Here is a 26,932-nt window from a genome sequence, read left to right as displayed (position 1 = left end):
AACATGTTCTTTTATACAGATGAGGTCTATGAAGACCGTGATTTTGGATCAATGGATGCCAGAGAAGGCGAGTGGAAAAATTGCGAGTTTACCCGATGTCGCTTTCGGGGTGTGGAGATGAATGAGTCCCTTGTGGAAGGCTGTACTTTTGTGGACTGTGATTTTACCGGGGCCATTCTGAATGCATCTCACTACAAGGAGTCGGCTTTTACCAATTGTTTGTTCACCAGCGCCAATCTGTTTGTAGTCCGGTTTGATAACTGCAAGCTGGTAGGTTCAGATTTTGCGGGGGCGAATATGGATGGTATCACAATTACGGGCGGAGATTGGTCTTATACGAATTTGCGTCATGCAGATTTAAGAAAACAAGATTTGCGAAAAATACGATTCAAGGAAGCCGACTTATCCGAATGCAATTTGGAAAAAGCAGATTTGCGAGAGGCTGATCTTAGCCGGGTAAGACTGCACAAAGCCCATCTTCAAGGAACAGACCTGCGCGGTGCGAAGATGGATGGCGTGAATTTTAAAGATCTGGACATCACCGGAGCCAAGTTGGATATCGAGCAGGCAGTAGCGGTGGCTCGCTCCTATGGAGCCAAGGTAGAAGGCTAAAAAGCACGGGATACCGATGCTGGTTTTGATCTGGAGTACCCCGTGCGGGTGAAATGGACGGTTGATTCGAAATTGAAGGACTTAATCTTTAGTGGATGCCGGCAGTAGTGGAATTGCTGCTTCCGGGTTCTGGTTTGGCAAATGATCAATTCCCACAGGCTCTAGAGGCTGCTGTGGAACCGTCCAGTTGCGCGCGATATCTACGGCAGTTCGCTGTTCCAGCAAGCGTTTGGCTACTTCATAACATTGATCGACATGCCGATTGCCAATGGTTCGCATAGCAGTAAAGCCAATTGCCGCGGCTAGCCCTTGCCCCAGAAGGGGAACAAACTTGCTAACCTGCTTGGTAGCGATCCGAATGCCCATCTTTTGCAAAATCTGCACGATAACTTCACGGGTGATGAGTCGCCCAATCAGCTTGCTGCCAATCGAAGTGATAAAACCATACACCATGGATTTGGTTTCTGCGTCCAGACCTTCCAGCTGCTTCTCAGATAATCCGAACTTTCCATTAATGGCTGGCAGTAGCTGCATCAAAATGCCAACATCAGCAAGAACGTCAGCCCCTGGAACTGGAACTAATACCGCTCCACCCGAAGCCGCAGCTCTTTTTGTCACCATGGATTTACACTCTTTACGGATCTGCTCCAACTCTTCTATTGTTTGGGCTGTCATATGCATCTCTCCTTCATACGCTTCCGATTAGGACCCATGATTCTACCCTGTTATTACACACATTTCTACCTATCTTAAGCATGGCGCAAGCAAAAAATCCCTGATTCACGCACTATCGCACATTTACTCCTGTGAAGCGATCAGGCATAATGAAGGGTGGTTGCCGATAAGAACAAGCCTGCTTACGGGGATAAAGGAAGGAAGAGACAGATGAGTCAGACAAACGTTTATTTTAATCATGATGGTGGAGTGGATGATCTAGTATCCCTTTTTATGCTGCTTCAGATGGAGCAGGTTCATTTGACCGGAGTATCGGTGATTCCAGCAGATGGTTATCTGGAGCCTGCGACGGATGCCAGCCGTAAAATTATTGATCGTTTTGGACAAAATAAAGGGCCTGTGGAAGTCGCAAAGTCTAATTCACGCGGTAAAAATCCGTTTCCTGCCGCTTGGCGTTTACATTCCTTCTATGTGGATGCATTACCCGTACTGAATGAATCGGGGCGTATGGAAGCACCGCTTTCATCCCTGCCAGCTCATCAGCATCTGATCGAAAAGGTACGCGGAGCTGAAGGTAAAACGCTGTTGCTATTCACTGGACCGCTAACCGATCTGGCGCGGGCGCTGGATGAAGCACCGGATATTGAAGCAAAGATTGAAAAGCTGGTATGGATGGGCGGCACCTTTGAAAAAGGGAATGTGGAAGAGCCGGAGCATGACGGCACAGCAGAGTGGAATGTATTCTGGGACCCAGAAGCGGCATATCGGGTGTGGCAAAGCGGCATCACGATTGATCTGGTAGCGCTGGAAAGCACAAGCAAAGTACCATTAACTCCAGCAGTACGCAATCGTTGGGCTGCCGAGCGCCGATATGAGGGCGTGGATTTCCTAGGCAACTGCTACGCGGGATGTCCGCCGCTCGTCTATAGCGAAACGAACTCAACCTACTACTTGTGGGATGTACTGACCACTGCATCCGTAGGACGCCCGGACATTGTCAAGAAAAAGACGGTGCATTGCAGCGTGATCGCAGAAGGGCCAAGTCAGGGCAGAACGATGGAACAGGCGGATGGACGTCCTGTGAATCTGGTGTATGATACAGACCCGGAAGCCTTCTTTACGTATATGGCGGATTTGGCCAAGCTGGCTGCTCCCAAACGTTACTAAGTCTGGCAATGTACAGACGTGCGGCATAGGGCGATAATACTGCCTAGTGAGACGTACCCATAACATAAAGCCCGTGAACGTTATGCGTCACGGGCTTCTATTACATGATATACCATATCATCACTAGCTAATTTCAGTTTTAGGCAGACTCCTGGTATGTTTTCAGGGTGAATTGGAGCGTTATCTCCGTCCCGCTACCAGGTTCACTCCTCCCTGTCATCTTACCCTTCATTCGTTTTAATAGATGTTTGGTAATCTGCCAACCCAAGCCTGGATTACCATATGAGGGGGAGTACCCACGGTCATGTTCAAGCCACAATTTCAATTTATTCGGAGATATACCGATTCCAGTATCCTTCACCTTTAATTCCAGTTCAACCTCAGGTGCATCGGTCACAGATCGGGTGTTTGCAGATAAAGTGACGGTTCCTGTGTTTGTAAACTTCACTGCATTATCTACCAAATTAATCAACATACGGCGAATTTTAGCCTCATCCCCGATAAAAATAGGCGAGCTGGTGAGATTCCAGTCAAGCTTCAACTCTAGATTCCGCTGTGCGGCTACCTCTGTATACAGACTCAATACATTTTCCATCATCGTTCTCAGATCAAACGGATCTTCAATATCATCGATCTGCCTGGACTCTATATTGCTGTAATCCAAAATATTACTCAACAACGTCATAAGCGAGCGACTGCTCGACTCCATGATGCTCATATATTGCTGTTGTTCCTCTGTTAACTCTGTCGTCAGCATGAGGTCGGTGGCTCCCCATATTTCGGTTAGCGAAAACCGAATTTTATTACTCAGGGAAGAGATCAAATCCAGCTTGCTCAGGGCAGAGATCTCAGCATCTATCTTTTCTTTCTCCAGTTCCACCACATAACCCAGAAATACAGCCATAGCCTGTAGGGCCTTCAGTTCGGATTCTGTCAAATGTACAGATGGTGCGTCCAAGATACAAATGGTTCCGTAAGCCTGACCATTTTTCATGCGAATAGGGATTCCTGTAAATGAGTGGTTTCCGATAGTTTTAGTCACATCTAAGTCGCATGTGTGCGGGTGAATAGTCGTTTCTGAAATCGTGAGGTGATCCGCAGGATGATCCAACACCAGACTGCAATAGCTAAGCTCAAAAGGGAGCACATCCCCTTTCTTAACGAGTATCTCTTCCCGGTTAAATGAATCAACGATTACATTCGTAATCCCATCATTAGCGGTAATAAAAATGGTGTTTACATGTAAAATATCACTCAACACATCAATGACGTGCGCGGTAGCCTCTTGAATACTATTATAAAAACCTGTAGGTGAAGTAGTCATGTATCTCCAATCCTGATGCAAAGTGGTGGTTATCCAAAAACTTTAGCAGTTTGTGTATCCCATTCTCGATCCTCTGAATGTGCTTTTGGAGCGTATTGTTAATTATACATGATTATTTCATTATAAACCGATCTTTCTACTTCCATTTACCTATTCGCTTGCGCAAACCTTCATTTTTTAGGTCTAATGCTAGCCTTTCTGGGAAGGTTTTTGTTTGTATTATTACACATTCACGAAAATATATGATTATTTTCATTCTATTTTCATAAATTCATATGTAATCTCATGATATGAAAATTGTGTAATAAAATAGGAGGATAGAACCAGTAATATCATGTAAATATTCTATATAATAGGTTCAGAGGTGGAATTATGAATAGACAAGAAGCCCTAGAACACTTCCTTAAGACCTATGCAGAAGATGTATTGAACCAGAAATTACATCAGGCAGCGTCTTTGTATGAACAAAGAAAAGATGAGCTCATCTCTTCTTTTATTCAATCCTTTCAATCGATCTGCCTGCAAGCCCATTCTTCAGAAGTGGCCAAGACAAGGATCGGATACATTACTTATTCTATGAGGCGCACGTATCTGGTGGATCGCAACTATAACTATGTCGTCGAAGCCTATGATAAAAATTGGTTCTTTGATCCTCAACCTTGTTATGGAATCTATGATGCAGGCTGGGCATTCAGCTTTTTAGCAGAATTGGAGGATGAATTGAATCAGCTTCGAAAACCTTATATGAACAAGATTTTTCAGCCTGATGTGGAGCGATTTGTACTCCAGGCTGCAGGGGAATTTCATCAATATATTCTGAAATTAGCGAAAGATGCTATTCAGCAGGTTGTACATTTACCTGAATTCAAGGCCTTGAAATGTGAGGACGATTTGGAAGTAAGAATAGGGGAGTATAAAGGAATCAGTGAGGTGGTGTATTCAAGAGCTTATGGAGTACTACATGATTCAACAGGATAATCGTATTACGGAGTATATGTATCCAGTAGGGACGAATCGCCGGCAGTTATTGGAATGGGCAGAAAGCTCATCATGTGCCGATGAAGAATCTATTTTACAATTTTATGTATCAGGTGATGCGGACTATATTGATTTTATAGAGCATCCGTTACCCATCGTTTCGGAACAACTAAAGGAAATCTTTGATATATATCAAGCCGGATTAAGCTGGAAGTTAGTTGTTTTTGCCGATATGCAGCGAATGCAGCAAACAAGGTATTGGCTGGCAAATCCGCCTAGCCTGATGTGTTTATCACCACGCAGTGAATATCATAGGGACGGTACACTGAAGAAAATCATTTTAGATGAATATGCAGTCGAGAATCATAAAATATTCAGGGTTCAGGGTGCCAATCATCATATCATTGTAGACCTCGATGTGGCTGAATGTATTTTGAAGTTCAATCTGGCAGGCTTGAAATTACAAAAGGTCGATACAGAGGGGCCATCTATACAAAGGAGAGTCTAAGAATGAGTGAGAGCTATGTAGTGGATGGGGCACAGATACATTGCAGCTATGGAAGTCATACAGGAAGATTTAGTGTTTCAGCTAACAGGGGAATTAGTATTGGTGACAAACTACAAGGGAATATTCAGGATTTTCACCCGCAGACGCATATCCCTTCTTTCGGAATGTGTCGTAGTATGCATAATCCTGCAGTCTCTTCTGCTAACAAAGGGAATTCCGGGAAAATCATTCCGCAGTCCTGCAAACCGAGCGTTTCTATGCCTTGGTTGAATGGAAAAAAGGATGTATACGTAGATCAATCTCCGGCTCTGATGAGCTGCTCCACGAACTTATGCATGTGGTGTGGAAAAATCTCGTTCACCACAGACGGGCAGGAATAGTTAACAGATTGTAGGATTTGCATCACATGAAAAGCAACCGGGGGGAGTAAGATGGGACTGGCAGGAACTGTGCTGACTTATGGAAATATTAAAGTAAATGCACCGTATGAGATTATCAGGCTGCTTGATTTTGAATTGACACAGAAGATAAATGAGCACGGCAAGGTGTACATTACTGCTCTCATACCGGATGAGGACCATGCGAAGTATGACGGTTTAGCACATGATGAGGATGTGCTAGAGGTATATGAGATGGATGAAGACCGAGGGACAGTTAGCATCTTTAAAGGAATCGTCACCAATATTAGAATTGCATTCAAAAATGGCGTATATCACATGTACATCGAGGCTGCCTCTTTTACATATCTGATGGATCAACAAAGGAAAAACCGTTCGTTTCAAAACGGCAAATTGACATATTATCAACTATTCCGCGAACTCATAGATGCCTATCCACATGGGGATTTTATTGACCTGACGGACAGCAATCAAAAGTTAGATGGCTTTACTATTCAGTATGGGGAGAGTGACTGGGAGTTTCTGAAAAGAATGGCTTCTCATCTACAAACTGGACTGATTGCCGAGATTACGTCCGTGTTCCCGAGACTATGGCTAGGTGCCTCAAAAGAACAGGTGAAAGGTGAACTGCGCAGCATTAACTTTTCCCTCCAAAAAACAAAGTCAGGCCCCCGGTATACATATGCTGAAGTGGAGGATACGAAGCGTTTTGAACTTGGAGATGTCGTCGTGTTTCGACGAAAGCATTGGGTTATTGATCAAATTCATGCAGGGATGAAGCAAGGTATTATGACATATGACTATGTTCTCGTTCCTGAAGAGGGTATTCCGAGGGAGGTCATACATAATCAGTTTATTAAAGGTACCTCTATTGAAGGGAAAGTTATTGATTTAAATAGTGAAAACGAATCCGTTAAACTTCATCTGTCCGTGGATTCCATGCAGTCCAAAGTTGAAGGGTGCTGGTTTTCTTACCCCACTATGTATACCGGAGATGGGATCGGTTGGCATTGCATGCCTGAGCTGGGGGATCATGTCCATTTGTATTTTCCATCTAACAAAGAAAAGGAGGCTCGTGTAGTTCAATCCCTGCGTAAGAGAGACTACAAAGGAGATGAAATCAGTCAACCGTCAAGAAAGCTATTTCATACCAAAACACAAAAAGTGGCGAGATTCGATGATAAGGAATTAGCCCTCTCCACCCAGAAAGACAAGATACTGGTACGCTTAAACCCTGCATCTGGTATTCATGTGTACAGCCATCACGATCTCACCTTTCACGCCGATACAGACCTAGTGCTGCATGGCAAAAAGGTACAGATGACCGCTACTCGCGAAATATCTCTGACGTGCAAAACTAGCTATATCCGAACCGATGGAGCACTTCATATCAAGGCTAGTAAGTTCATGAAAAATCAGGTGCCTGATGCCGAACTGAAAGCTTATAAATCCCTGATTCAAGAATTGAAGGGAAAAGGGTATCCGCAATGGGTGCAGAATTTGCTGCTTCAATTTAAAACGGACTACTACAAAGCCGTGGCAGCCGGGGACAAAAAAGGGGCCAAGGAAGCAGCATCCAAGGCCAAACAATTGCGTCAGCAGGTGGCAGAAATAGATCGTATGCCTGCCTGGGCCAGAGCGCAAATGCATGAATACACGTCCCAGTGGTGGGAAGCGCATGGAGCCAACGACAAGGCCAAGCAAAAGCAGATGCATCTTCTCGCCAACCAACTGCGTGACAACGTGCTAATCAACGAGCTGATTCGTGGTCATTCAGCCAAATCCTATCTGGATGCGAATCGGCTGGAGGAGTTGTCCGGACAATACGCAGATGCGGCCCATAAGCTGACCATAGCTGATCAAAAGGCTCTAGCCAAGGAAGCGGCCGATCTGCGGAGTAAGTATGGCGTAAACAGCCTGCTTGCCAGAGAGAATTTGAACAAGCTTGCCAAGAAGTATCCAGACAGCTTCTCGTACAAGCTACCAACTACAGGCGATTGGGATAAGGAGTTCAACGCCGCTTTGCATGATTTTGCGAAAAAATACGGCCTGGAAAATAAGGGATATGGTCGTGATGTGCTCGCAGTGTACCTGCATCAAGTAGCCAATGGCATTCTTCCATGGCCTAAGGTTAATAAGGCTGCAACGCCAACAGTTCCAGCAACGACAACAACGAAAACGGAACCGGGCAAGAAGCCGCCGACTACTCCTGAAAAGCCAACGCAGGAGGAACCAAAGCCTACTCCATCCAACAGTTCTGCCGAGGAAAAAAGGAAAGCAATTGTAGAATTCGCTAAGAAGTTTTTAGGCAAGATTCCTTACTGTATGGATACTAAAATTACAACGATGAAGCTGGACCCCAACAATCCACCTATTTATATGGACTGTTCTGATTTTAGTTCCTCGGTGTACTTTACCATATTAAATGTGCGTATAGGCGGTACTACAAGCGATCAAATCCATCGGGGAACAGAGGTTGACTACAAAGCTTTACGATCCAGTGGGGATTATAAAAATTTGAAGTTAGGTGATTTAATCTTATTTGATTGGGGGAGTGGGGGGAAAACCAAATTCAAAGTAGATCATGTAGGAATATATGTGGGAGATGGAAAGTTCATTCACGAGCATGGTAATGCACAAACTCTTGCTGAAATGAAAAAGGACCTCAAGCCATCTCATAATGTAACAATAGATAAATTAAACACAAATTGGGGAAAAGGTTATGGTCTTATATATTCAAACGTTATCGCAATTAGACGTATTATACAAGATGATGGCTCAATAATTAACAAATAAGAAAATAAGAAAATAAGAAAATAAGAAAATAAGTAGTAGCTTAAAACATCATAATAATATTTGATTCCAAGGTATTCTCAGGAGAAAATAGTGCTGCCCCGTTTAGCTAGGTAGGCTTTATTGAGAACGGAAGAGGGAGTGGTAAGAAAGTGAATTTTATAAAAATCATATTGATTGTTACTTTTGTAGCCATTATATCGGCATGTAGTGGGTTTAAAGGAGAGGAAGCTTTCTCGTCTCCTCACCCCCAAGAAATATCATCACACAGGGTCACACAAGATAATAGAAATGTTACTGAAAAAGAAGCACGGTGGCTTTTAAATGGAGAAGAAGACCCATATCCGACTCAATTTTTGACCAATTTAGATGATCCTACAGGGAAGACCTATATACGAATCGATGACTTGGTAGATGCGATGCAAACTAAAGAAGAGCGAATAAAATATCGCGGCTCCCAAGTAACTGTCAGTAGAGTATCAAATGATGGAAGTCGAATGGCGATCGTAAGGACAATCTCTGATGTGGAAGAAGGGGGCGAAAAACACATTCTTGAGGTATATGATCTGAACTCAGGAAAAAAAGAGTCCGAGTTTGAACTGCCTTCAACGTCTTACCCTGTAGTCTCTCCTGATTTAAGTAAATATCTTTATGAGTTGAATGGGCAAGTGTATTTATATGATGCAGTAAAGAGGAAAACGACAAAAATAGACATTGGGAAACGTAAAATAGATTTAGGTATCATTAGTTCAGGATTATTTTCTCCAGATGGCACTAGATTCTGTTTTGAGGAAAATGACCAACCAGGCATCATTATGCTGAATCTGTCCGGTATTAGTGGAGTAAAACGTTTACTTACAGGGTCTATGGTTTCGCTTTTGCAATGGGATCAAGAAGATAAATTAATTTATACAATTTCTGAAGAGGACGACAATTACACAAAAGATGTCTATTCATTTGATATAGAGAGCGGAGAAAAAAGGTGGATAACTAAAAGTACGGCACCATTTATACTATCCCCTGATCAAAAATTGGCGCTGTCCGCAGAATACGAAGCATCAAAAATGTATCTGGTTCATCTGAGCGATGGAAGAAAGGAGGATATATCCTCTTTTACTAAAAACCAAGGAATACGCACGGCTCCAATACAGTGGATCGAAGCAAAAACCAATTATATGAAGTATAGCAACAAGGTTAAAGTGAAAAGAATTACTGCCTCTTCTACGCTACCTGATCAGGGTATTCGTTCTTTTAATGTGGACAATTTAACGGATGGAAATTATTCAACCTCTTGGTGTGAAGGAACCAAGGGGGGCGGAGTAGGGGAAACGGTAACTATAGATTTGGGTTCAACTCAAGAGATGAGAGGTATAGATATAACCGATAACTTCATGTGGGTTAATAATAAGTATTTAGACGTAAGTAAAATCAAAAAAATGAAACTTGATTTTTCGAATGGGCAATCTGAAGTGTTTGAGGGCAGTGGGGCACGTTTCAAATTTGATGAACCTATACGGACTTCTTTCGTTAAGATTACCATCCTGGAAGTGAAAAAAGGCGCGGACTTCCCAAATACATGTATAGGTGAGCTGAAGTTATTGTGATGAACAGTAGAAAACGGAAAAAAACTGCAGTATGGATAAGTAAAATTACGTTATTGGTCATGATCTTTTCCATGCTATGCGGGTGTATACAATCGAATGAGGGGCAAAAAGTAGGACAGGAGCGGAATGAAACTTATGCTTCTGTCTCTCAGTCCAAGAAACCTCCTCCAACAAAAAGGGCTGTAAATTGGTTGCTCTTTGAAGCGGAAAATGAAAACATGCCTGTGGACTATCTCGTTGATATGGATGATCCTACAGGCAATACGTTTATTGATACAACTGATATTATTGATCGGTTGTACGCAAGTGAGAAAGAGGATTTCCCTAGAAGTGAGCTGGAAATAATGCGATTTTCTAGTGACGGCAAGACTATAGCACTGAGCAGATATACACATATGATAGATTACAGTGCCATTTTTATTTATGACTTATCCACATATAAAAAGTTGTATGAATTTAATATACCTGATAGGGAATACGTCGTAATATCACCGGATTTAAGTAAATGTGTGTACACCAATAATGGAGATTTTTTTCAATACAATATTCAGGGACGAGTCACTCAAAAACTATCTATTTCCAACTATACTGGTTCGGAAGAATCTATTGGATATAGTGTGTTTTCTCCTAATAGTTCAAAATTATGTATTGAAGATAATGGTACTCTATATATTTTTGATCTGATGGCGAATAAAGAGGTTCAACGAATCACAGTGACCAAGGCAATGCAGGTTTATCAGTGGCTTTATAATAATAAGATAGTTTACCGTTCCTATGATGACGAAAAGTGGTACATGTTGAATTTAGATGACGGAAAGAAGAGGATGTTGGCAGAATTCTCTGAGAACCCTGTTTTAACTTTAGATAACCACAGGGTTGCTTATGTGAATTCGAAGGGTGAAATGCAACAACGAAACATCCAAACAGGTTTGCCTATAAAATACTCCAATCTATTTCACAGGATAGGCTATAACGTGTCCCCTACACAATGGATACAAACAACAACGGATTTAATGAAATATCGAAAAAGTATCCCGGCACGGAAAATCATTGCCTCTTCTACACTTCCAGACCAAGCAGGAAATTCCTATGCTGCCCAAAACATCATGGACGGAGATGCGAGTACAGCCTGGTGTGAAGGAGTTAAAGGAGACGGGATCGGGGAGTGGATCAAAATTGATTTCGGCTCTATGCAAGAACTGAAGGGGTTTGAACTTTTTAATGGTTTAGCCAAGTCATCCAAAGCCTTCCAAGCAAATAATAGAGTTAAACGAATGAAACTGGAGTTTTCAAACGGGCAGACCAGGGTGATAGATAATGATTTTATAAGAAACGAATTTCTTGATAACCCCATTCATACCTCTTTCGTGAAAATAACGATTGAGGCCGTAGAGCGAGGAACTAAATATCACGATACCTGTATGTCGGAGATACGATTCTTCTAGCATTTCTAACAAAGGAGAAGACATATGAAATGGAAAGAGCCAACGTTTGGTGCAACCCCTATGTTGAGAGCTTTAACAACTGCTAATGCACACAGGAAAGCACAGGCATTTGATCTTGCAGCAGAACAGAAAAAACAAAAACTAAGCTACCCAGACTGGGCCCAGACCTGGATGCGTAAATACAAAGAAGATTGGTATATTGCTCAAGTCAATGGTGACGAGGTAGGTATGCGTAAAGCGCAAAAACTGGCAGAAGGACTTCGAAGCAAATTACGCGAAATGGCCACATTCCCCAAGTGGGCTCAAGAGCAAATGCAAAAAGAAACCGTTCGTTGGATGACTGCGGAGGCAAGTGGAGATATCAGGGAAAAGCTGGCTGCCGAGAAGGCGGGACGAGCTATACGCGAGAAGCTAGGTCTGATTGATATGAGTACTAAAGCATCACCACCATCTGATGATACTAAGAAGAAAGAAGAAGTTAAACCTCCAAATACGCCAAAAACGGACGGGATTGAAACAGGAAAAGGTGATAAAGGCAGTTTTGGATCTGTTGCTGAATTCAAAAAGAAGTATGGTGACGTTATTAAAAAACTAGGAGCAGAGTTAAACGTCGATCCTAACTTACTTGGAGCCGTTATTCTTGTTGAATCAGGAGGCTCAGGTTTTAGAAATGGCAAGTTAGTAATAAGATTTGAAGTGCATCATTTTGTAGAGCATCCAACTTCATTGTTTACATTTTTAGATAAACCAAAAAAACATTGGAAGGAGCATAGATATCGAGAAAGTGTTGAAATGAAGTGGAAAGAAGTGCACACTAATCAGAGCAGTGAATATGCTACTCTGAATTTTGCCATCACTCAGAATGAAAAAAAAGCTTATGCTTCTATAAGTATGGGATTGGGGCAAATATTGGGCTCTAATTATAAAATGGCGGGATACAGTTCTGCTAAAGATATGTTTCTGGCATTCAGTTCTGGGCATGAAGAGCAGATAAAAGGGTTCTCCAGATATATAAAAAACTCTAAAAATCTACTTAGTTCTTTACAAACAAATGATTTAAGACGCTTTGTACGTGGATATAACGGACCAGCAAAAGTAGATGATTACACAAAAAAGCTAAAATCAAATACTGACTTGTATAAGAATAGTTAATATATATGTTTAAATGAAGAGCTCAAGGGGGCAAGTGCATGTATAGAGTGTTTATCTTCATAATTGTTATATCCAGCTTTTTAAATGGGCTTAAGGCTATGGGATTATATTCAGCTATTCCTCAAGAGACTGCAACCTTAACTAAACCGATGCAAAGTTCTATAACGCGTAACAACGTAAATAGTAATATCAAAAAACTAAACACAGATAAGTATACCATTAACGAGGAGCAGTCTTTTCAAACTACTCTTGAGGGCTTTGGGAAAGTACGGTTTGTATCGACTAAAACAAAAAAAGATGAAATTCCTAAAAACTTCTTTTTTCTATTAGATGACCGAGAACGAGTTGTATATTCATTTCCTGATTTATATGGGAATGAATGGTGGTATGCTGATGAAGGCATAGAAGCGGTGGCCTTCAAGGATCTAAATAAGGATGGATTAAAAGACGTTATCATTATCGCTTATTATGAAACGGGGTCTGGACCAGATGGTGCAAAACCATTCCCTATAGCGGACATTTATTTTCAGAAAAAAAATAAAACTTTTACCACAATTCCTGCATTAGATGAGACCCTTAACGATAAGGGACATAATCAAACTATTAACGATGTCATTCAATACGTAAGCAAACAACGGATAAACGTAAACTAACCGACAAAAGGGAGCGGTAACATGGGATATCCAATCATCAAGTATAATGGAACGGTTTTATCTCTTAAAAATCCAAAAGTTAAAGTTGTACAGAAAATGAATGAGCATGTGAAAGTCTTTTTGACAGGTGTGTTAACGGGTGCCCAAATGGAAGAGTACACAGATCATATGGAAGCAGGGGCGAAGTTAGTCGTTTCTTATGTGAATGATGATCAAAAGCAGAGTGTATTATTTAGGGGATTAGTCACGCAGTTCAGAATCAAGTTGGTGTCCAATGTAGCTTATTTGGTCGTCGAGGCCCTCTCCTATACAAGCCAGCTGGATGAAGTGCTTCATAGACAATCCTTTCAAAATGTGAAGATGAAGGTGCAGGCATTACTTGAACATGTACTCAAATCCTATCCCAAAGCCAATTGTACGAGCCGCTTAAAAGATCAGCTTTTACAGGAATTTACGATGCAATACGACGAAACGGACTGGTCGTTTCTAAAACGTATAGCGTCTCGGCTTGGTTGGGGACTAATACCTGATCCGATTGGTGAAAAACCTCAGTTTTATTTTGGATTGCCGGATGGCGTCAATCAAGGTGAGCTCAAACAGTATAACTACTCGATGACGAGAAAAACCAAACCAGGAGCCAGCAAGGATGACAACCTTCTATATTATAAAGTGCAAACAACAGGGGCTAGAGATGTCCTGCTGCAAATTGGGGCGGAGGTTAAATTTAAAGGGAAAGCTTTATACGTCCTGCAGTCTGTTGCGTTTATACGACATAGTGCTTTGTGGCATGAATATGTGCTGACTACAGCGGATGGAATGAAACAGGATTTGATTGTAAATGAGGACATTCGGGGCATGTCATTGAAATCCAAGGTCATTGGAATCGAGCAGGATCATGTGAAGGTTTTCTTTTATGAAATGGATAAGGTCAAGCCTAACGTCAAGGAAACCTTCGCTTTTCCAACGGCTACATTTTATACATCGGAAGGGAATACGGGATGGTACTGCATGCCGGAGCTGTTTGATTTTGTAGATATCTACTTTCCGACCTCTAAAGAAAAAGACGCTATTGTGACCCACTCGATCAGAAAGAGATCCAAAGGCGGTGACTTTATTAAGGACCCGTCGACGAAGATCTTTATGACCAAGTACCGCAAAGCTATTATTTTTGAGAAAAATGAAATTTTAATCACGGGGAACAACGATGAAGTGGTGATTCGACTGCTGGATGACCATGGAATTGAACTACGAAGCAAAAAGGATATCCGTGTAAAAGCAGACGGGAACCTGGTGTTCAATGCGGGTAACACAATACAGGTCACCGCGAAGGATGCTATCGGTTTAAAATGTAAAACGAGTTTGGTAGAAATGGATGGTAACATCAAAATGACTGGAGAAAAGATAAAGACGCAATAACTAAAATCAACAAGAGAGGGTAAACCAATGGCTAAAGTAACTACAGGAGCAATCGTAAACGAGAAACCGCCAACCCAGGAAGATATGATTCAAGAATGGAAACGTAAAATAAGCAAAGGCGAATATCCTTTTATTCATGTAACTAAGCATAGCACCAAAGGTGAAGAGCGCTAAATATGACTAACGACGACTGGAAGAGGCCCCTAAGGGGCCTTTTCTGCAATCATGGTTCAATATTCTACTTCTTTTTAGGATTCCTACTGTCGATGAACCAAGCAGGTCCTAATACATCTAGGACTTCTTTTTTTTCAAAATCGTAAGCAATGGATATCGAGTGACCTTCATGTCCTTTTATATAGCCGATTAGATAAATCGTGTTATTAACATAGCTACCTATATAGTCATAACTCTTAAATATGAAATCTGCCCTATAGTATTCCTTAATGTACTCTTTTCCAATAGGTATGCCTGTCCGAACGATTTCTTCTTTTTGGCATTCGATGCGTACTGCATGTAAAAGAAAACTCCTACCAGAATGACAAGTGATATAAAGACAAAAAGCCATAGTTGTTTCTTTTTCAAGTTGAAGTATTCTCCTTAAAATTGAGCTAAATATGCTATAAGCTTTCTTAGGAATAAGGTGCATTCTTATCTATAACCTTACTATTAATAAACCAATCCGGTCCCGTAACATTGACGATTTCTTTTGAGTCCAAGTCATAGGATATCCTAATTAAGTCTGTATCGTTTCCTTTTATATAGCCGTAAAGATGTACTCTTGCAAAGACACTGTTTTCTTCAATATTGTAATTTTTTAATACGAAATCCGTATTATAGTGAGTTTTAATATATTTGATACTGACAGTAGTAGCAGACTCCACTACCTCTTCCTCTTGAGCGGTAGAAAAACCACAACCGCCCAGAATGGTTAATATTATGATGAGAATTGTGCAACATTTAAGGATTGTGTTCATTTACGCAACATTCCCCTAACATGCTATTTATAATTTAATGTGAACTACAACCAGAATGCAGTGAACAATGACGTGGTTCTTATTTTTGTTGCAAATATCTCTCAGTAACAGGAAGTATTTTAATGATATTACTTCTTCATATTTAGGAAAAAGTCATCTGTTAGAGGGCATTTGAATACAGACTTGATTTTAGAATGGCGGAACAATTTTATTAGGATTCCTACTGTCGATGAACCAATCCGGTCCAGTTACGTAGAGTACCTTTTTTTTCTTATAGTCGTAATTTAGTGAGATTATCTGACCGTCATGTCCTTTTATATAGCCACGAAGATAAACGGTAGAGTTAACATAGCCGCCAATAAAGTCGTAATTTTTGTATATAAACTCGGCATTATAATGTTTTCTAATGTATTCTTTTCCAATAGGTATGCCAGATTGGACGTACTCTTCTTTTTGTACATCCTCCGTATATTGCATGTAACAAAAGATTCCAACGAGGATTGAAATACTATAAAGATGCTTCCCCAATCCTTTTTCTTCTTCAAGTTGAATTCTTCTCCTTAGTATCTCCTGACTATAAACTCATAACATTAGTGCTTTTTATAATAATAGTAGGATAGCTCATTTATTTAATAAAAGGATTAGCTCGGTACAACGTTTAAAAATTGTGTTCATATACGCAAATCTCTTCTAACATACAGTTACAAAGTCCTAATCGTTATTAGGTATGAACTGCGACCCAAAATGCAGTAACCAACGACTTTATACTTATTTTTACTTTCAACTATACCGCAAGTAAACAGGAAGTATTATAATGATTTCACTTCCTTAGATTGGAAAAATATATTCTTGAACTGGAATGAATCATATGTGTTTTTTTTTTTTGCATACAAATCTTGATATTTAAAATGGTGGAACATTCTTTTTAGGGTATCGACTGTCAATGAACCAATCCGGTCCGGTTACACTAAGCACTTCTTTTTTTTCAAAATCGTAAGCGATAGATATCGATTGATCTTCATGTCCTTTTATATAGCCGATTAGATGAACCGTATTATTAACATAGCTACCTACATAGTCATAACTCTTAAATATGAAATCAGCCCTATAGTATTTTTTGATGTACTCTTTTCCAATAGGTATACCTGTTCTAACGGCTTCTTCTTTTTTTATATTTGATGCGTAGTGCATGTAATAGAGAGCTCCTATTAGGATGAAGAATAAGATGAGAGCAGTAACCCAAATTTTTTTTCTTTTCAATTTTTAGATGCTCCTTTTTTGAAAGTATCAACTTTTTCTAACTTTATAATATATTAGGTGATTAGACAAGGTGGGGTAATAATTGCAGTATATTAGTGAAAAAACATACTGGAAGATAGCAGATGAGGCTTACCTATTGGATATTGATCCAAAGACTTATAAAAATGAAGATATTCCTGGTTGGAGGGTTGTTGATTTAGACGAAAAACTATTACATGACACGAACGGTTCCGGATTTGATGCGACCGTTTTTCACAATGAGAATAGCAATCAGGTGATTATAGGATATAGGGGAACTGAACCAGGGGGAAGACCAATATGGAGTAGAGCGATGGACATAGGAACGGACATTAGCGATGTTGTGGGCGGACGAGCGAAAAATTTAAATCAAGTTCACGATTATTATATAAATAATCAAGAAGAGATAAAAAAGCTCCCCCCACAGGTACAAAGTTCATTTCATCAGTATGAGTCACAGTATCAGGATAATCAATTTACAAAAGCCCAAACACTGTATGACGAAGTGAAGAAGAAGTACCCCGCTGCTGAAATTTCTACGACAGGCCATTCTTTAGGCGGTGCAGAAGCAGAATATATTGCAGTGAAAAATGGTTTATCATCCGTGAGTTTTGCTGCTCCGGGTATTGTACATTTATTGCCTGAAGATCTTCAAAAGAGGGTAAAAGCAGGAGAATTCAAGAAGACTAATGTGGCTTTTGCCCATCCCGGAGATAGTGTTGGTGGGGGAGCCACTAAGGCTAACCAACATGTGGGGGAAACGTATCATATTGGGAGTGATTATAAGACTGCCAATGTAGCCAAGTTTACTATTCCTGTTTCAATTCCCTTGGAAAGAAAAACCGAATTGGAAAGACTAATTCTTGGCCCAAAATGGACTCCTATTGTTTATGTTCCGATTACATTGCCTATGATACAGCAAGATGCATTCACCAAATTCTATAATTCTGTATTAGGTGGAGAGAACACTCATAGCATGGGAAACTTTACGTTTGATGAAAATGGCAATATCAGCAATCCACTGTACACGATGGACGGTCAATTGGTGGAAGGCAATCCACGGGTGCAGGCATACGAGCAAATGCTGGCCGCGCGAGCAGAGCTCAAGGAAGTCATGGGCGATCTGGTTGAACGCTATGGGGGACAAATGGGGGCCTTCGGGCAGTTTGCTGCTACTGCACTGGGTGTGAATTTGATGGGAGCAGGACAACAAGATGGTCGCGCTAATGTTGGGGCATATTTTGTGGGCAACAAAAATGGAGGCACAATTCAATTAACACCTGAGGAGCTAAAGCATGCGGCTAATCAGATGCGTTCTAGCTTGCATGGATTTTCCAGTGATACCCGTGCGTCCATTCAGTTATTTCAGGCTCATATCGGGACAAGTGAAAGTCAGTCTTTGACCCCGCTTGCGCATAGTGCTACGGCGACACTGGATCGGATTAATCGCTGGTATCAGGAATCGATTACAGAGATAGCAGAGTACATCGATCGCAAGGGTCAGGAATTCACAATGGTGGACCAATAAGAAAGAGCAACTGGAAGAACACAACGGGGGGCAAAAGAGATGGGCAGAATATCTTTGAGCCTGGGGGATCTGCGTAGGGCTGTTCAGCAATGCGAGCAGCTAAAGCAAAGACTTCAGCATCAGGAGCAGCAGATGAAAAATATATATGGTAGGCTGCAAGACTGGCGGGGCGAATCGGCTGCTGAATTAACACGTAAAATGGAGACGTTTCTCCAAGGCACAACTGTACGAATACAGGAATTGGACGACCATAAAGAGCAGTTGAAACGTTATATTCGGAAAATGGAAGAAGCTGATCGGCGTGAGGAGAGACGCAAGCGGGCTGCACAATGGTGATACAGACGGACTGCAATAGTTAGGAGAACATCATGAAAGATCAAAATGCATTTGTCATTTTACTTATATTGAATATCGTTTATGGCTTAACGTTATTTGCCTATCCGGCCATGCTGATGGTGGTCGCATTTTCTTTCGATGCACCAACAGCTGGAGATTATCTCAGCAATTATATTTTTGCCTATGTCATAATGAGCTGCCCGATAGGAATATTCATATCTTGGATCTGTTGGTATTTTTATCATCGTTATGCTTTTAAGAAGGCATATATTATTGCTAACTTTATGCTGCTGTGGCCAGCTACTCTTGTAGTGTCCTCGTGGATTCAATCGGCTTTTTCTTGAAGGGGTTCCCATCTGGCCAGTCAGCTACATAATAAAAAAACCGTACAATCGCTAGGGGACGACTCCCGCGGGGTACGGTTAAATGCATTTAAGTAAAAACTACATATATAGTAGAAGGAAAAAAATTTCCTCTGGAATGACGACGATAAAACCCTTGGCCAGAGATTTACCGGAGTCTACTTTAAAATTACCCTGTGGGCGAATATAGCAGCGTTCGGAAGCTTGAGGATGAGTTAAAAAAGGTGTAAAAATGTTGAAAAGCTACAAAGTTCGACATATTGTTCGCTTTTTCGCATCATATGTGATTGGATTAGGGATTTTTGTTTGCTATTTATCGTATATTTATGTATAATCTATCGTGTTGAAAGATTGATTGTACGTAATATGCTGATGAGGGTGGGTTCATGACGCTGCTCGACAGTAACGAAAGCAAGAAGCGGATGTGCCAGATTTACAATGAAGTTTCAAAGGAACTGTTCGGCTTCGGGACCACGCTGCTGCGGGCCACCGTTGAGAACAACATTGTTACCTTTGTGGCGAAGCACCGGCGTTCTCCACGCTCGGCGGCATTGGAAGTGGAAGCCCCCGGCTTGAAGCTGGAAGTGGATTTCCGAATGTCCATGCTGTACAAGAAGAGACTTCGCGAGAAGCTGATTGAGGATATGGAGCTCGATATAGATGCTTTACTGCGTGATTATGATTCAGCAACGCAGTGGGCTATTACGAACATCATTCTGAAGGAATCCTAATAAAATTGGATATTCGGCTTTTCGCTTCGGATCTATCTGAGGGGAGAACCTGTTATAACGCGCAGCGGGATCAACTTATTCTTTGTTTACGAAGAAAAGTATTCTTGTTTTACAAGAGTACTTTTCTTTTTTGTGTCATAAGGTGTGCATAATAAAAAATAGGGGGAGTTTCATATGAAGAAATGGTTTAAAGGGTTTATGGCTGTGACCTTGGCATCCGTGGTACTTGCAGGTTGCGGCAGTAATGCTACTGGCGGTCAGACAGATGGAAAAGATGGTTCAGCTGATGGGAAAAAGAAACTAGTTATTTCCACATGGGGCTTTTCCGAGGACTTTTTTAACAAAGAAGTGTACGAGCCTTTTGAAAAAGAACATAACGTTGATATCGTGGTCGAAATTGGAAATAACGCGGAACGGTTGAACAAAATCAGTCAAGGCAGCACAGACGTCGATCTGATTTATCTGTCCGATTATTATGCTCAACAAGGAATCCAACAGGGATTGTTTGAGAAGCTGGATCGCAGCAAGGTGCCGAACCTGAACCAAATTTATGATATTGCCAAAGCACCGCTGGGTGAGGAGTATGGTCCTGCTTATACGGTCGGGCGTCTCGGTATTGCCTATAATCCGGAGCTGGTGAAAAAGAATGTGACCTCTTGGGCTGACCTGTGGGGAACTGAGTTCAAAGGAAACGTGACTTTGCCGAATATTACGGCGACTGCCGGACCGATGATGGTAGATGCAGCCTCCAAGGTAGCGGGTAGTAAGGAGTTTAATGAAGACCAAGCCTTCGGAAAACTGAAAGAGCTGAGTCCGAATATCGTTAAGTTTTATAGCAAAACATCTGAGTTTGTGAACATGTTTAGTCAACAAGAAATTGCCGGCGGTCCAATCATGGAAATGTACTTCAAAGATTTGCAGGCGGCTGTGCCAGGAGCGAAATTTGTAGCTCCTAGTGAAGGTGCATACGCAGTAATGAACACAATTAATGTAGTGAAAGGCTCCGACCAGAAGGAACTGGCTGAGGAATTTATCAACTGGCAGCTGAGTAAGGAAGTTCAAGAAAAGTCTGCCAAGGCAAAGGTTGATTCCCCGGTGAATACGCAGGTGGTACTGTCCGGTGCGGATACAGAGGGAATTACGTACGGTACAGAGGTAGTGAACAAGCTGACCAAGCTGGATATGAAGTTCGTTAACGATCATATCAAGGCATGGACAGATCGCTGGAACCGGGAAGTTGCACAATAATGAAGAAGGTTATATTAGATGTAGATACGGGCATTGATGATGCGTTGGGTATTTTACTAGCCGCCAAAAGTGGTCAGCTGGATATCCAAGCGATTACTACGGTATGCGGTAATGTTTCACTTAAACAAGCAACATTGAACACATGCAAAATCCTCGACCTTTTGGATAGACCGGATATTCCGGTTTATCGGGGGGCGGAGGCCCCCTTAATACGTAAAGGCCTGCACGAGCATCGTGTCCATGGAGAAGACGGCATTGGAGGCGCACTGAGTGGAGTAGTCCCAGCCATGTCTGCGTCCGAAGGTTTTGCATCGGATATCATTATTGACACCGTGATGGCTCACCCGGGGGAAGTGACGCTCATTTGCACCGGGCCACTCACCAATCTGGCACTGGCGCTGCTGAAGTGTCCCGAACTGACGGATCACGTCGATGAAGTCATTTTTATGGGCGGTGTTATTCACGGGTGCGGCAATATTACACCTGTAGCGGAGTACAACATGTATGCTGACCCTGAAGCCGCACGAATCGTATTTCATGCGGGATTTGGTCGGTTGATACAGGTGGGACTGGATGTAACACGGAAGGCTCTGCTGACTGCCGATCATATTGCTCGTCTGTCCCATCCTGGAATTCGTAATTATGTAGCTCAAAGCACGGCCGTTTATACCAAGCGTTATGAAGAACGCAACGGGGTAAAGGCGTGTGCGCTTCATGACCCGCTTGCCGTGGGTGTCGCATTGAATTCGGGGTTAGTCGATACCTCGTCGTTGTATGTCGACGTGGAAACCTCCAGTCGTATATGTGACGGACAAACGGTGGGCGATGTGCAGAACCGCCTCAATCATAGCCCCAATATGAATGTATGTGAACAGGTGGACAGCGAAGCTTTTCTGGAGCTATTTATCCAGGTGCTGAATAAGGAATAACATTTTGATAACCGCAAGGAGCTACCCATGAAGAAAACATACTTGTATTGGCTGCTGCTGCCAGGTCTGCTCTTTCTGGCGGTGTTCATGGTCATTCCGATTGTGTTGACGATCGGTTCGACCTTCGTACAGAACAGCTCATTCACCCTAGAAGGCTATCTCCATTTCTTCAAGGACCCTTACTTTCTGAAAATATTGCTGACTACGCTGGAAGTCAGTGTCGTAACGACACTCGTGTGCGTATTACTTGGCTTCCCGACGGCTTATTATATTTCGCAAAAGGCCCCGCGTCGTAAAGGGATTTTGTTAGCGCTGGCTATCTTCCCCTTGTTGACGAGTCCGGTGGTGCGGTCATTCAGCTGGATGGTCATTCTGGGTCGCAAGGGACTGTTAAATAACGTGCTCATCGGTTTAGGACTTGTAGATGAGCCGCTGAATATTTTGTATACTCCGGCAGCGATGATTATTGGTCTGGTTCATTTGTTTTTACCGCTGATGATTATTTCACTGATTGGTGTACTCGAAAATATCGACGGTGATCTTGTTCATGCTGCTCAGAGCCTCGGGGCCTCCAGATTCAGCGCATTTCGTAAAATCGTATTTCCGCTGTCTGTGCCTGGCCTGATCATTGGAAGCATTCTCGTTTTCGTGGGCAGCCTGACTGCATATACGACACCAGCACTACTTGGAGGAAAACAGCGGGTTATCGCTACATTTTTGTATCAGAACGCGATGACGCTAAACGACTGGTTTTTAGCTTCTGTTATTGCAACAATTATGATTGTTATTACATTTATCGTGGTCGGTCTCTTAAATAAGGCGGCCCATAAACTCAATCCGAAGGGGTAGGTGGATATGCGGGAGAAACATTACGGACTAGGCTTCTTTAGCCTGCTGGTCTTCATCTTTCTGCTCGGTCCGCTGTTGATCATATCGGTCACTTCTTTCGAGCCGGGCACGGTATTAAAATTCCCTCCGCAGGGCTTTTCCTTGCGCTGGTATGAAAATATTTTTGAAGTGGATTTGTTTATGTCCACGTTCAAAACGTCCATTGTGGTCTCTCTGCTAGGCAACATCTTGGCACTGCTGATTGGTATGCCTGCCGCCTATGCGCTTAGTCGTTTTTCGTTTCGTGGGAAGGATGCGCTGAATGCTTTGTTCCTTTCTCCGTTGCTCATACCGGGTATTGTGCTTGGTTTTACACTGCTGCGCTATTTGATCATAGTTTACCATTTACCAGTATATGCTGGACTATTGATCGGACATACGGTGATTATGTTGCCGTTCATTATTAGAGTCATTGCATCCAGTTTGTCTAACTTTGATTTTGCGATTGAGGAAGCAGCGCTTAGTTTGGGGGCTGGACGGCTGGAAACCTTTTTCAAAGTGGTTCTGCCCAACATCCGCTCAGGCATTATTGCGGCTATCCTGATTGCCTTTCTGGAATCATTCAACAATGTCGACATTTCCGTCTTTATGACAGGACCGGGATTCAGCACCCTGCCCATTCAAATGCTGACTTACGTCGAAAATTATTTTGACCCGACGATTGCGGCGATTTCGGTTATGCTGATGATTTTAACCGGTATCCTGATGTTCTTGATTGAACGACTGATGGGATTGTCTTACTTCACTAAAAGGTAATGGAGGCTTCAACCTTATGGCACTGCTTACTCTGGATCGCGTATCGGTCGCTTATGACAACCAACTGATCTTGCAGGATTTCGATTTGCAGCTTGAACGGGGGCAATTGCTCTCGTTGCTCGGACCGAGTGGTTGTGGCAAAACGACCACACTTCGTCTCATTGCAGGATTTCTCGAAGCTAAACAAGGAACATTTTTGTTTGGCGATAAGGATTATACTCGGGTTCCGGTGAATAAACGGAACTTCGGCTTTGTATTTCAAAGTTATGCACTCTTTCCGCATTTGTCTGTTTTTGATAATGTTGCCTTTGGTTTGCGGTTACGCAAAGTAAAGGAAGATGATATAAAGCGCCGCGTTATGAAGATGCTGGGAACGGTTAGCCTGGGGGGATTTGAAAAACGTTTCCCCGGTGAATTATCAGGCGGACAGCGTCAACGTGTTGCGATTGCGCGAGCGCTTGTGATTGAACCCGATCTGCTGTTGTTTGATGAACCTCTGAGTAACTTGGATGCTAACCTGCGTGTAAATATGCGTGTGGAAATCCGCCGTATTCAACAGGAACTGGGCATCACTACCGTGTATGTATCGCATGATCAGGAGGAATGTTTTTCGATTTCTGACCAGGTTGCGATTATGAATAAGGGGAACATCGAACAATTAGATGCTCCATCGACCATTTTTAAATATCCGACGACCGAATTTGTCGCCCGTTTTATTGGGTTTAATAATTTTCTAAGCTTTGACGAGCGTACTGAAGAAGGGGATCGTATTCGACTGAATACAGGTGATCTTTCATTCGGCGTAGCGCGTAATCAGGGTACGGCCCAGCTGGGTGCTCGTCAGGGCGCTATTCGTCCGGATGATTTGGTCATTCGAACAGAAGGCAACGAGACAGGAGAAAATGAGCTCCCCGGTATTATTAAGGTAAGTACTTACCTGGGGCGTAGCTATCAGTATGTGGTAGAAACGGCGAAAGGCAACTTTACGGCTAATCAGGAAATGGATACGCCCTACCTGAGTGGTCAGCGGGTTACCCTGCATTTTCCGGCAGATAAAATGGTGCTGGTCCAATAATCAGCGGGTTCGATGAAGGAGATACATCATGCGTGCAGACAAAATGATTTTACAAGTTAAGGTGTATAACAGTTACTACAAGACGTTCGAAGAAGGCAATGTAGCTATACTTGATGGCAAGTTTATGTATATCGGTCAGCGTGGTCTGGAGTCTTTCGAGGCTGCTGAAATTGTCGAAGGGCACGGGAAATATATGATTCCCGGCCTAATCGACATCCATTTGCATATCGAAAGCACAATGGTGACACCGGCAACCTTTTCCTATGGGCTGATTCGCAATGGGGTAACGACGATTGTACCTGAACCGCACGAAATGGCGAATGTCTTCGGATTGGAAGGCATTCAGGAAATGATGGAAGCCAGCAAGGATTGCGTGGCTGATATGTTCTACGGCATCCCAAGCTCTGTCCCGGCAACGCCGCTCGAAACCTCAGGAGGCGAGATCGGTATTCCCGAAATTGATGCGCTGCTGCAAACCGGTGAAATGATCTGCCTGGGTGAAATTATGAACTATGTGGATGTCATTCGTGATCCGGAGAGCAAGACGAATCGCATCTTACGCCATGTTCGTGAGCACTACCCGGAGCTGATCATTGAAGGTCATACGCCACAGTTGCTTGATCTGGACCTGCATCAGTTGATCTATGCGGGGATAGGCTCAGACCATACTCATCAAAGTATTGAAGGTATGAAGGCGCGGATGGCTGCGGGGATGTTTATTGAAATCCAGGAAAAATCCATGACCCCTGAAGTGATGGACTATCTTATTCAGGAAGATGTGGCACAACATTTTTGCTTTGTAACGGATGATGTGATGCCAGACTCTTTCGTAGAGCGAGGGCATCTAAACCATATTGTAAGTAAAGCAATCGGAATGGGCATGAAGCCTGAGGATGCCATTTATGCAGCTACGTTTACTCCTGCTGCACGGATGCGTATGCATGACCGCGGAACCATTGCACCGGGAAAAATAGCTGACTTTGTACTGCTGTCGGATCTTGGTCAATTTGATGTGGAGCAAGTCTATAAGGACGGACTCAAGGTATTCGATAAGTTCGAGGAATACCATCAAGCACCAATAAAATGCCGCTTCCCCGCCCACTTTTATCAAAGTGTGAAGCTCAATCCCCTCACGGAGCAGGATTTTACTGTAAAGATGGATGTAGCTGATGGCACACATCAATGCCGTGTTATGATGGTCAAAGATGGCTCTACTTTTACAAGTGAACGGATTGCACCTGCACAAGTAGAGCAGGGGGAACTGGTATGGGAACATGGTGAACATGGACTGATTGCTACGTTTGAGAGGTATGGAAAGAATGGCAACCGTGCTTACGGTTTGATCGGAGGAGATACGATTAAACGTGGGGCAGTGGCAACCACCTATTCGCACGATAACCATAACTTGCTGGTCGTAGGGCATAACAAGCAAGATATGATACTGGCTGCGAATACGGTTCTTGCCAGCCAAGGCGGTTTTTGCGTAGTTGAAAATGGCAAGGTGCTGTCCCATTTGCCTTTAACCGTAGGCGGGATCTTAACAGAAGGACCGCTGGAAATGGTTGCGGCGCATGTGAAGGAGCTGCGTTCAGCCTTGCTGTCGCTGGGCTACCGCCATTACAATCCAATCATGTCGCTGAGCACGCATTCTTTGCCGGTCAGCCCGGCCTTGAAAATTACCGATCACGGCCTGATTGATGTAAATGCTGGCAAGGTTGTACCTTTAATCGTGGAAACTTCAGAGATGCAAGAATAATAAAAGAGCCGACCCTCTTATGGGCCGGCTCTTTTTTGATGCTTTAGCAGACAAAGTTAACATCTTCTATCCTCCTATTGATGTAACCTATGTATAAAAGATAAACAAGTCTTGATTCTGGGTACCCGATTGCATGTAGAGTTTGCTTTACAATTAGTTCATGTAATCTTCATGATTAAAATCGAATAAGGACTTGAAAAACATCGTCACAGTGTTATAATTAAAACAGGATTTAGATTAAGTCTAAATTAATTGATTAAGATTTATTAGATTGACGCATGGAATTTTGAAGAAAATCAGACACTACTGCTAACGAGCATCCAAGCTTTACACCAACTATATTTGA

At 42.5% G+C, this 26,932-nt stretch carries 27 protein-coding genes; 22 read left to right on the top strand and 5 right to left on the bottom strand.

Features of this window, described 5'->3' with window-relative positions:
* Positions 1-3: 3 nt before the first annotated feature.
* Positions 4-612 (top strand): pentapeptide repeat-containing protein, encoded by a 609-nt coding sequence (locus MKY16_RS23545; protein ID WP_029518648.1) that lies wholly within the window; start codon positions 4-6, stop codon positions 610-612.
* Between the two features lie 81 nt (positions 613-693).
* Here the strand turns inward: MKY16_RS23545 and MKY16_RS23540 are convergent, their stop codons facing one another.
* Positions 694-1,287, bottom strand: coding sequence for a hypothetical protein (locus MKY16_RS23540; RefSeq protein WP_165145925.1), 594 nt, complete (start codon positions 1,285-1,287; stop codon positions 694-696).
* 210 nt (positions 1,288-1,497) lie between these two features.
* Between MKY16_RS23540 and MKY16_RS23535 the strand changes: the two genes are divergently transcribed.
* Positions 1,498-2,454, top strand: a complete 957-nt coding sequence (locus MKY16_RS23535; protein ID WP_340957259.1) for a nucleoside hydrolase — start codon at positions 1,498-1,500, stop codon at positions 2,452-2,454.
* A 139-nt stretch (positions 2,455-2,593) separates the two neighbouring features.
* On the opposite strand, the gene MKY16_RS23530 is transcribed toward MKY16_RS23535, so the two are convergent.
* Positions 2,594-3,778, bottom strand: coding sequence for a GAF domain-containing sensor histidine kinase (locus MKY16_RS23530; protein ID WP_029518646.1), 1,185 nt, complete (start codon positions 3,776-3,778; stop codon positions 2,594-2,596).
* Positions 3,779-4,150: 372 nt separating this feature from the next.
* On the opposite strand from MKY16_RS23530, the gene MKY16_RS23525 reads away from it, so the two are divergent.
* From MKY16_RS23525 to MKY16_RS23480, 10 genes are all read left to right on the top strand, one after another.
* Positions 4,151-4,756: a hypothetical protein gene (locus tag MKY16_RS23525; protein WP_029518645.1), complete on the top strand. Its 606-nt coding sequence runs from the start codon at positions 4,151-4,153 to the stop codon at positions 4,754-4,756.
* Positions 4,740-5,264, top strand: a complete 525-nt coding sequence (locus tag MKY16_RS23520) for a hypothetical protein (RefSeq protein ID WP_165145931.1) — start codon at positions 4,740-4,742, stop codon at positions 5,262-5,264. Before MKY16_RS23525 ends, MKY16_RS23520 begins: the two co-directional genes overlap by 17 nt.
* 2 nt (positions 5,265-5,266) lie before the next feature.
* On the top strand, positions 5,267-5,644 hold the full coding sequence (locus MKY16_RS23515) for a DUF4280 domain-containing protein (protein ID WP_029518643.1): 378 nt from the start codon (positions 5,267-5,269) through the stop codon (positions 5,642-5,644).
* A gap of 51 nt (positions 5,645-5,695) precedes the next feature.
* Positions 5,696-8,458 (top strand): NlpC/P60 family protein, encoded by a 2,763-nt coding sequence (locus tag MKY16_RS23510; RefSeq protein ID WP_340957257.1) that lies wholly within the window; start codon positions 5,696-5,698, stop codon positions 8,456-8,458.
* A gap of 149 nt (positions 8,459-8,607) precedes the next feature.
* Positions 8,608-10,059 carry an NADase-type glycan-binding domain-containing protein gene (locus MKY16_RS23505; protein WP_069010974.1) on the top strand — a complete coding sequence of 484 codons (1,452 nt, stop codon included), beginning with the start codon at positions 8,608-8,610 and terminating at the stop codon, positions 10,057-10,059.
* Positions 10,059-11,504, top strand: a complete 1,446-nt coding sequence (locus tag MKY16_RS23500) for an NADase-type glycan-binding domain-containing protein (RefSeq protein WP_340957254.1) — start codon at positions 10,059-10,061, stop codon at positions 11,502-11,504. Before MKY16_RS23505 ends, MKY16_RS23500 begins: the two co-directional genes overlap by 1 nt.
* A 24-nt stretch (positions 11,505-11,528) precedes the next feature.
* On the top strand, positions 11,529-12,656 hold the full coding sequence (locus MKY16_RS23495; RefSeq protein ID WP_340957252.1) for an N-acetylmuramidase domain-containing protein: 1,128 nt from the start codon (positions 11,529-11,531) through the stop codon (positions 12,654-12,656).
* A 38-nt stretch (positions 12,657-12,694) separates the two neighbouring features.
* On the top strand, positions 12,695-13,309 hold the full coding sequence (locus MKY16_RS23490; protein ID WP_340886718.1) for a hypothetical protein: 615 nt from the start codon (positions 12,695-12,697) through the stop codon (positions 13,307-13,309).
* 21 nt (positions 13,310-13,330) lie between these two features.
* The gene (locus MKY16_RS23485; RefSeq protein WP_340933561.1) at positions 13,331-14,725 is read left to right on the top strand and encodes a contractile injection system protein, VgrG/Pvc8 family; all 1,395 of its coding nucleotides are present in this window, start codon (positions 13,331-13,333) and stop codon (positions 14,723-14,725) included.
* A 27-nt stretch (positions 14,726-14,752) separates the two neighbouring features.
* A complete protein-coding gene (locus MKY16_RS23480; RefSeq protein ID WP_023990839.1) occupies positions 14,753-14,899 on the top strand; it encodes a hypothetical protein in 147 nt (48 codons plus the stop codon).
* Between the two features lie 64 nt (positions 14,900-14,963).
* On the opposite strand, the gene MKY16_RS23475 is transcribed toward MKY16_RS23480, so the two are convergent.
* The 3 genes from MKY16_RS23475 to MKY16_RS23465 all read right to left on the bottom strand — a co-directional run bounded on the left by MKY16_RS23475 (position 14,964) and on the right by MKY16_RS23465 (position 16,959).
* Positions 14,964-15,371 carry a hypothetical protein gene (locus tag MKY16_RS23475; RefSeq protein ID WP_239645242.1) on the bottom strand — a complete coding sequence of 136 codons (408 nt, stop codon included), beginning with the start codon at positions 15,369-15,371 and terminating at the stop codon, positions 14,964-14,966.
* Positions 15,355-15,699, bottom strand: a complete 345-nt coding sequence (locus MKY16_RS23470) for a hypothetical protein (RefSeq protein ID WP_340957249.1) — start codon at positions 15,697-15,699, stop codon at positions 15,355-15,357. The genes MKY16_RS23475 and MKY16_RS23470 overlap by 17 nt, the downstream gene beginning before the upstream one ends.
* 903 nt (positions 15,700-16,602) lie before the next feature.
* The gene (locus MKY16_RS23465; protein WP_029518634.1) at positions 16,603-16,959 is read right to left on the bottom strand and encodes a hypothetical protein; all 357 of its coding nucleotides are present in this window, start codon (positions 16,957-16,959) and stop codon (positions 16,603-16,605) included.
* Between the two features lie 82 nt (positions 16,960-17,041).
* Here MKY16_RS23465 and MKY16_RS23460 point away from each other — a divergent pair, with 82 nt between their 5' ends.
* The 10 genes from MKY16_RS23460 to MKY16_RS23415 all read left to right on the top strand — a co-directional run bounded on the left by MKY16_RS23460 (position 17,042) and on the right by MKY16_RS23415 (position 26,586).
* Positions 17,042-18,505: a hypothetical protein gene (locus MKY16_RS23460; RefSeq protein ID WP_340957246.1), complete on the top strand. Its 1,464-nt coding sequence runs from the start codon at positions 17,042-17,044 to the stop codon at positions 18,503-18,505.
* Between the two features lie 39 nt (positions 18,506-18,544).
* Positions 18,545-18,841, top strand: coding sequence for a WXG100 family type VII secretion target (locus tag MKY16_RS23455; RefSeq protein WP_340957244.1), 297 nt, complete (start codon positions 18,545-18,547; stop codon positions 18,839-18,841).
* Positions 18,842-18,873: 32 nt separating this feature from the next.
* On the top strand, positions 18,874-19,185 hold the full coding sequence (locus tag MKY16_RS23450) for a hypothetical protein (RefSeq protein ID WP_340957243.1): 312 nt from the start codon (positions 18,874-18,876) through the stop codon (positions 19,183-19,185).
* Positions 19,186-19,589: 404 nt separating this feature from the next.
* Positions 19,590-19,934, top strand: coding sequence for a hypothetical protein (locus MKY16_RS23445; protein ID WP_029518631.1), 345 nt, complete (start codon positions 19,590-19,592; stop codon positions 19,932-19,934).
* 174 nt (positions 19,935-20,108) lie between these two features.
* On the top strand, positions 20,109-21,182 hold the full coding sequence (locus MKY16_RS23440; protein ID WP_029518630.1) for an ABC transporter substrate-binding protein: 1,074 nt from the start codon (positions 20,109-20,111) through the stop codon (positions 21,180-21,182).
* Positions 21,182-22,111: a nucleoside hydrolase gene (locus MKY16_RS23435; RefSeq protein ID WP_069012571.1), complete on the top strand. Its 930-nt coding sequence runs from the start codon at positions 21,182-21,184 to the stop codon at positions 22,109-22,111. Before MKY16_RS23440 ends, MKY16_RS23435 begins: the two co-directional genes overlap by 1 nt.
* Before the next feature lie 27 nt (positions 22,112-22,138).
* Complete coding sequence (locus tag MKY16_RS23430) at positions 22,139-22,960, top strand: ABC transporter permease (protein ID WP_013312457.1); 822 nt, start codon at positions 22,139-22,141, stop codon at positions 22,958-22,960.
* 6 nt (positions 22,961-22,966) lie between these two features.
* Positions 22,967-23,755: an ABC transporter permease gene (locus MKY16_RS23425; RefSeq protein ID WP_013312456.1), complete on the top strand. Its 789-nt coding sequence runs from the start codon at positions 22,967-22,969 to the stop codon at positions 23,753-23,755.
* Positions 23,756-23,771: 16 nt separating this feature from the next.
* On the top strand, positions 23,772-24,830 hold the full coding sequence (locus tag MKY16_RS23420; protein ID WP_209947717.1) for an ABC transporter ATP-binding protein: 1,059 nt from the start codon (positions 23,772-23,774) through the stop codon (positions 24,828-24,830).
* Positions 24,831-24,858: 28 nt separating this feature from the next.
* Complete coding sequence (locus tag MKY16_RS23415; RefSeq protein WP_340957241.1) at positions 24,859-26,586, top strand: adenine deaminase C-terminal domain-containing protein; 1,728 nt, start codon at positions 24,859-24,861, stop codon at positions 26,584-26,586.
* Positions 26,587-26,932: the final 346 nt, after the last annotated feature.

The sequence above is a fragment of the Paenibacillus sp. FSL L8-0641 genome (assembly GCF_038006265.1).
Lineage (GTDB): Bacteria > Bacillota > Bacilli > Paenibacillales > Paenibacillaceae > Paenibacillus > Paenibacillus polymyxa_D.
Note: the sequence above shows the minus strand (reverse complement) of the source record. Positions and strands in the feature narration are given on the sequence as shown.

Coding starts and splice junctions, on each gene's coding strand:
- MKY16_RS23455 (WP_340957244.1), top strand. CDS start 18,545: ATGGGCAGAATATCTTTGAGCCTGGGGGATCTGCGTAGGGCTGTTCAG.
- MKY16_RS23445 (WP_029518631.1), top strand. CDS start 19,590: ATGACGCTGCTCGACAGTAACGAAAGCAAGAAGCGGATGTGCCAGATT.
- MKY16_RS23485 (WP_340933561.1), top strand. CDS start 13,331: ATGGGATATCCAATCATCAAGTATAATGGAACGGTTTTATCTCTTAAA.
- MKY16_RS23515 (WP_029518643.1), top strand. CDS start 5,267: ATGAGTGAGAGCTATGTAGTGGATGGGGCACAGATACATTGCAGCTAT.
- MKY16_RS23500 (WP_340957254.1), top strand. CDS start 10,059: ATGAACAGTAGAAAACGGAAAAAAACTGCAGTATGGATAAGTAAAATT.
- MKY16_RS23535 (WP_340957259.1), top strand. CDS start 1,498: ATGAGTCAGACAAACGTTTATTTTAATCATGATGGTGGAGTGGATGAT.
- MKY16_RS23450 (WP_340957243.1), top strand. CDS start 18,874: ATGAAAGATCAAAATGCATTTGTCATTTTACTTATATTGAATATCGTT.
- MKY16_RS23540 (WP_165145925.1), bottom strand. CDS start 1,287: ATGACAGCCCAAACAATAGAAGAGTTGGAGCAGATCCGTAAAGAGTGT.
- MKY16_RS23440 (WP_029518630.1), top strand. CDS start 20,109: ATGAAGAAATGGTTTAAAGGGTTTATGGCTGTGACCTTGGCATCCGTG.
- MKY16_RS23510 (WP_340957257.1), top strand. CDS start 5,696: ATGGGACTGGCAGGAACTGTGCTGACTTATGGAAATATTAAAGTAAAT.
- MKY16_RS23470 (WP_340957249.1), bottom strand. CDS start 15,699: ATGAACACAATCCTTAAATGTTGCACAATTCTCATCATAATATTAACC.
- MKY16_RS23545 (WP_029518648.1), top strand. CDS start 4: ATGTTCTTTTATACAGATGAGGTCTATGAAGACCGTGATTTTGGATCA.
- MKY16_RS23435 (WP_069012571.1), top strand. CDS start 21,182: ATGAAGAAGGTTATATTAGATGTAGATACGGGCATTGATGATGCGTTG.
- MKY16_RS23525 (WP_029518645.1), top strand. CDS start 4,151: ATGAATAGACAAGAAGCCCTAGAACACTTCCTTAAGACCTATGCAGAA.
- MKY16_RS23425 (WP_013312456.1), top strand. CDS start 22,967: ATGCGGGAGAAACATTACGGACTAGGCTTCTTTAGCCTGCTGGTCTTC.
- MKY16_RS23530 (WP_029518646.1), bottom strand. CDS start 3,778: ATGACTACTTCACCTACAGGTTTTTATAATAGTATTCAAGAGGCTACC.
- MKY16_RS23415 (WP_340957241.1), top strand. CDS start 24,859: ATGCGTGCAGACAAAATGATTTTACAAGTTAAGGTGTATAACAGTTAC.
- MKY16_RS23495 (WP_340957252.1), top strand. CDS start 11,529: ATGAAATGGAAAGAGCCAACGTTTGGTGCAACCCCTATGTTGAGAGCT.
- MKY16_RS23475 (WP_239645242.1), bottom strand. CDS start 15,371: ATGCACCTTATTCCTAAGAAAGCTTATAGCATATTTAGCTCAATTTTA.
- MKY16_RS23480 (WP_023990839.1), top strand. CDS start 14,753: ATGGCTAAAGTAACTACAGGAGCAATCGTAAACGAGAAACCGCCAACC.
- MKY16_RS23490 (WP_340886718.1), top strand. CDS start 12,695: ATGTATAGAGTGTTTATCTTCATAATTGTTATATCCAGCTTTTTAAAT.
- MKY16_RS23420 (WP_209947717.1), top strand. CDS start 23,772: ATGGCACTGCTTACTCTGGATCGCGTATCGGTCGCTTATGACAACCAA.
- MKY16_RS23520 (WP_165145931.1), top strand. CDS start 4,740: ATGATTCAACAGGATAATCGTATTACGGAGTATATGTATCCAGTAGGG.
- MKY16_RS23430 (WP_013312457.1), top strand. CDS start 22,139: ATGAAGAAAACATACTTGTATTGGCTGCTGCTGCCAGGTCTGCTCTTT.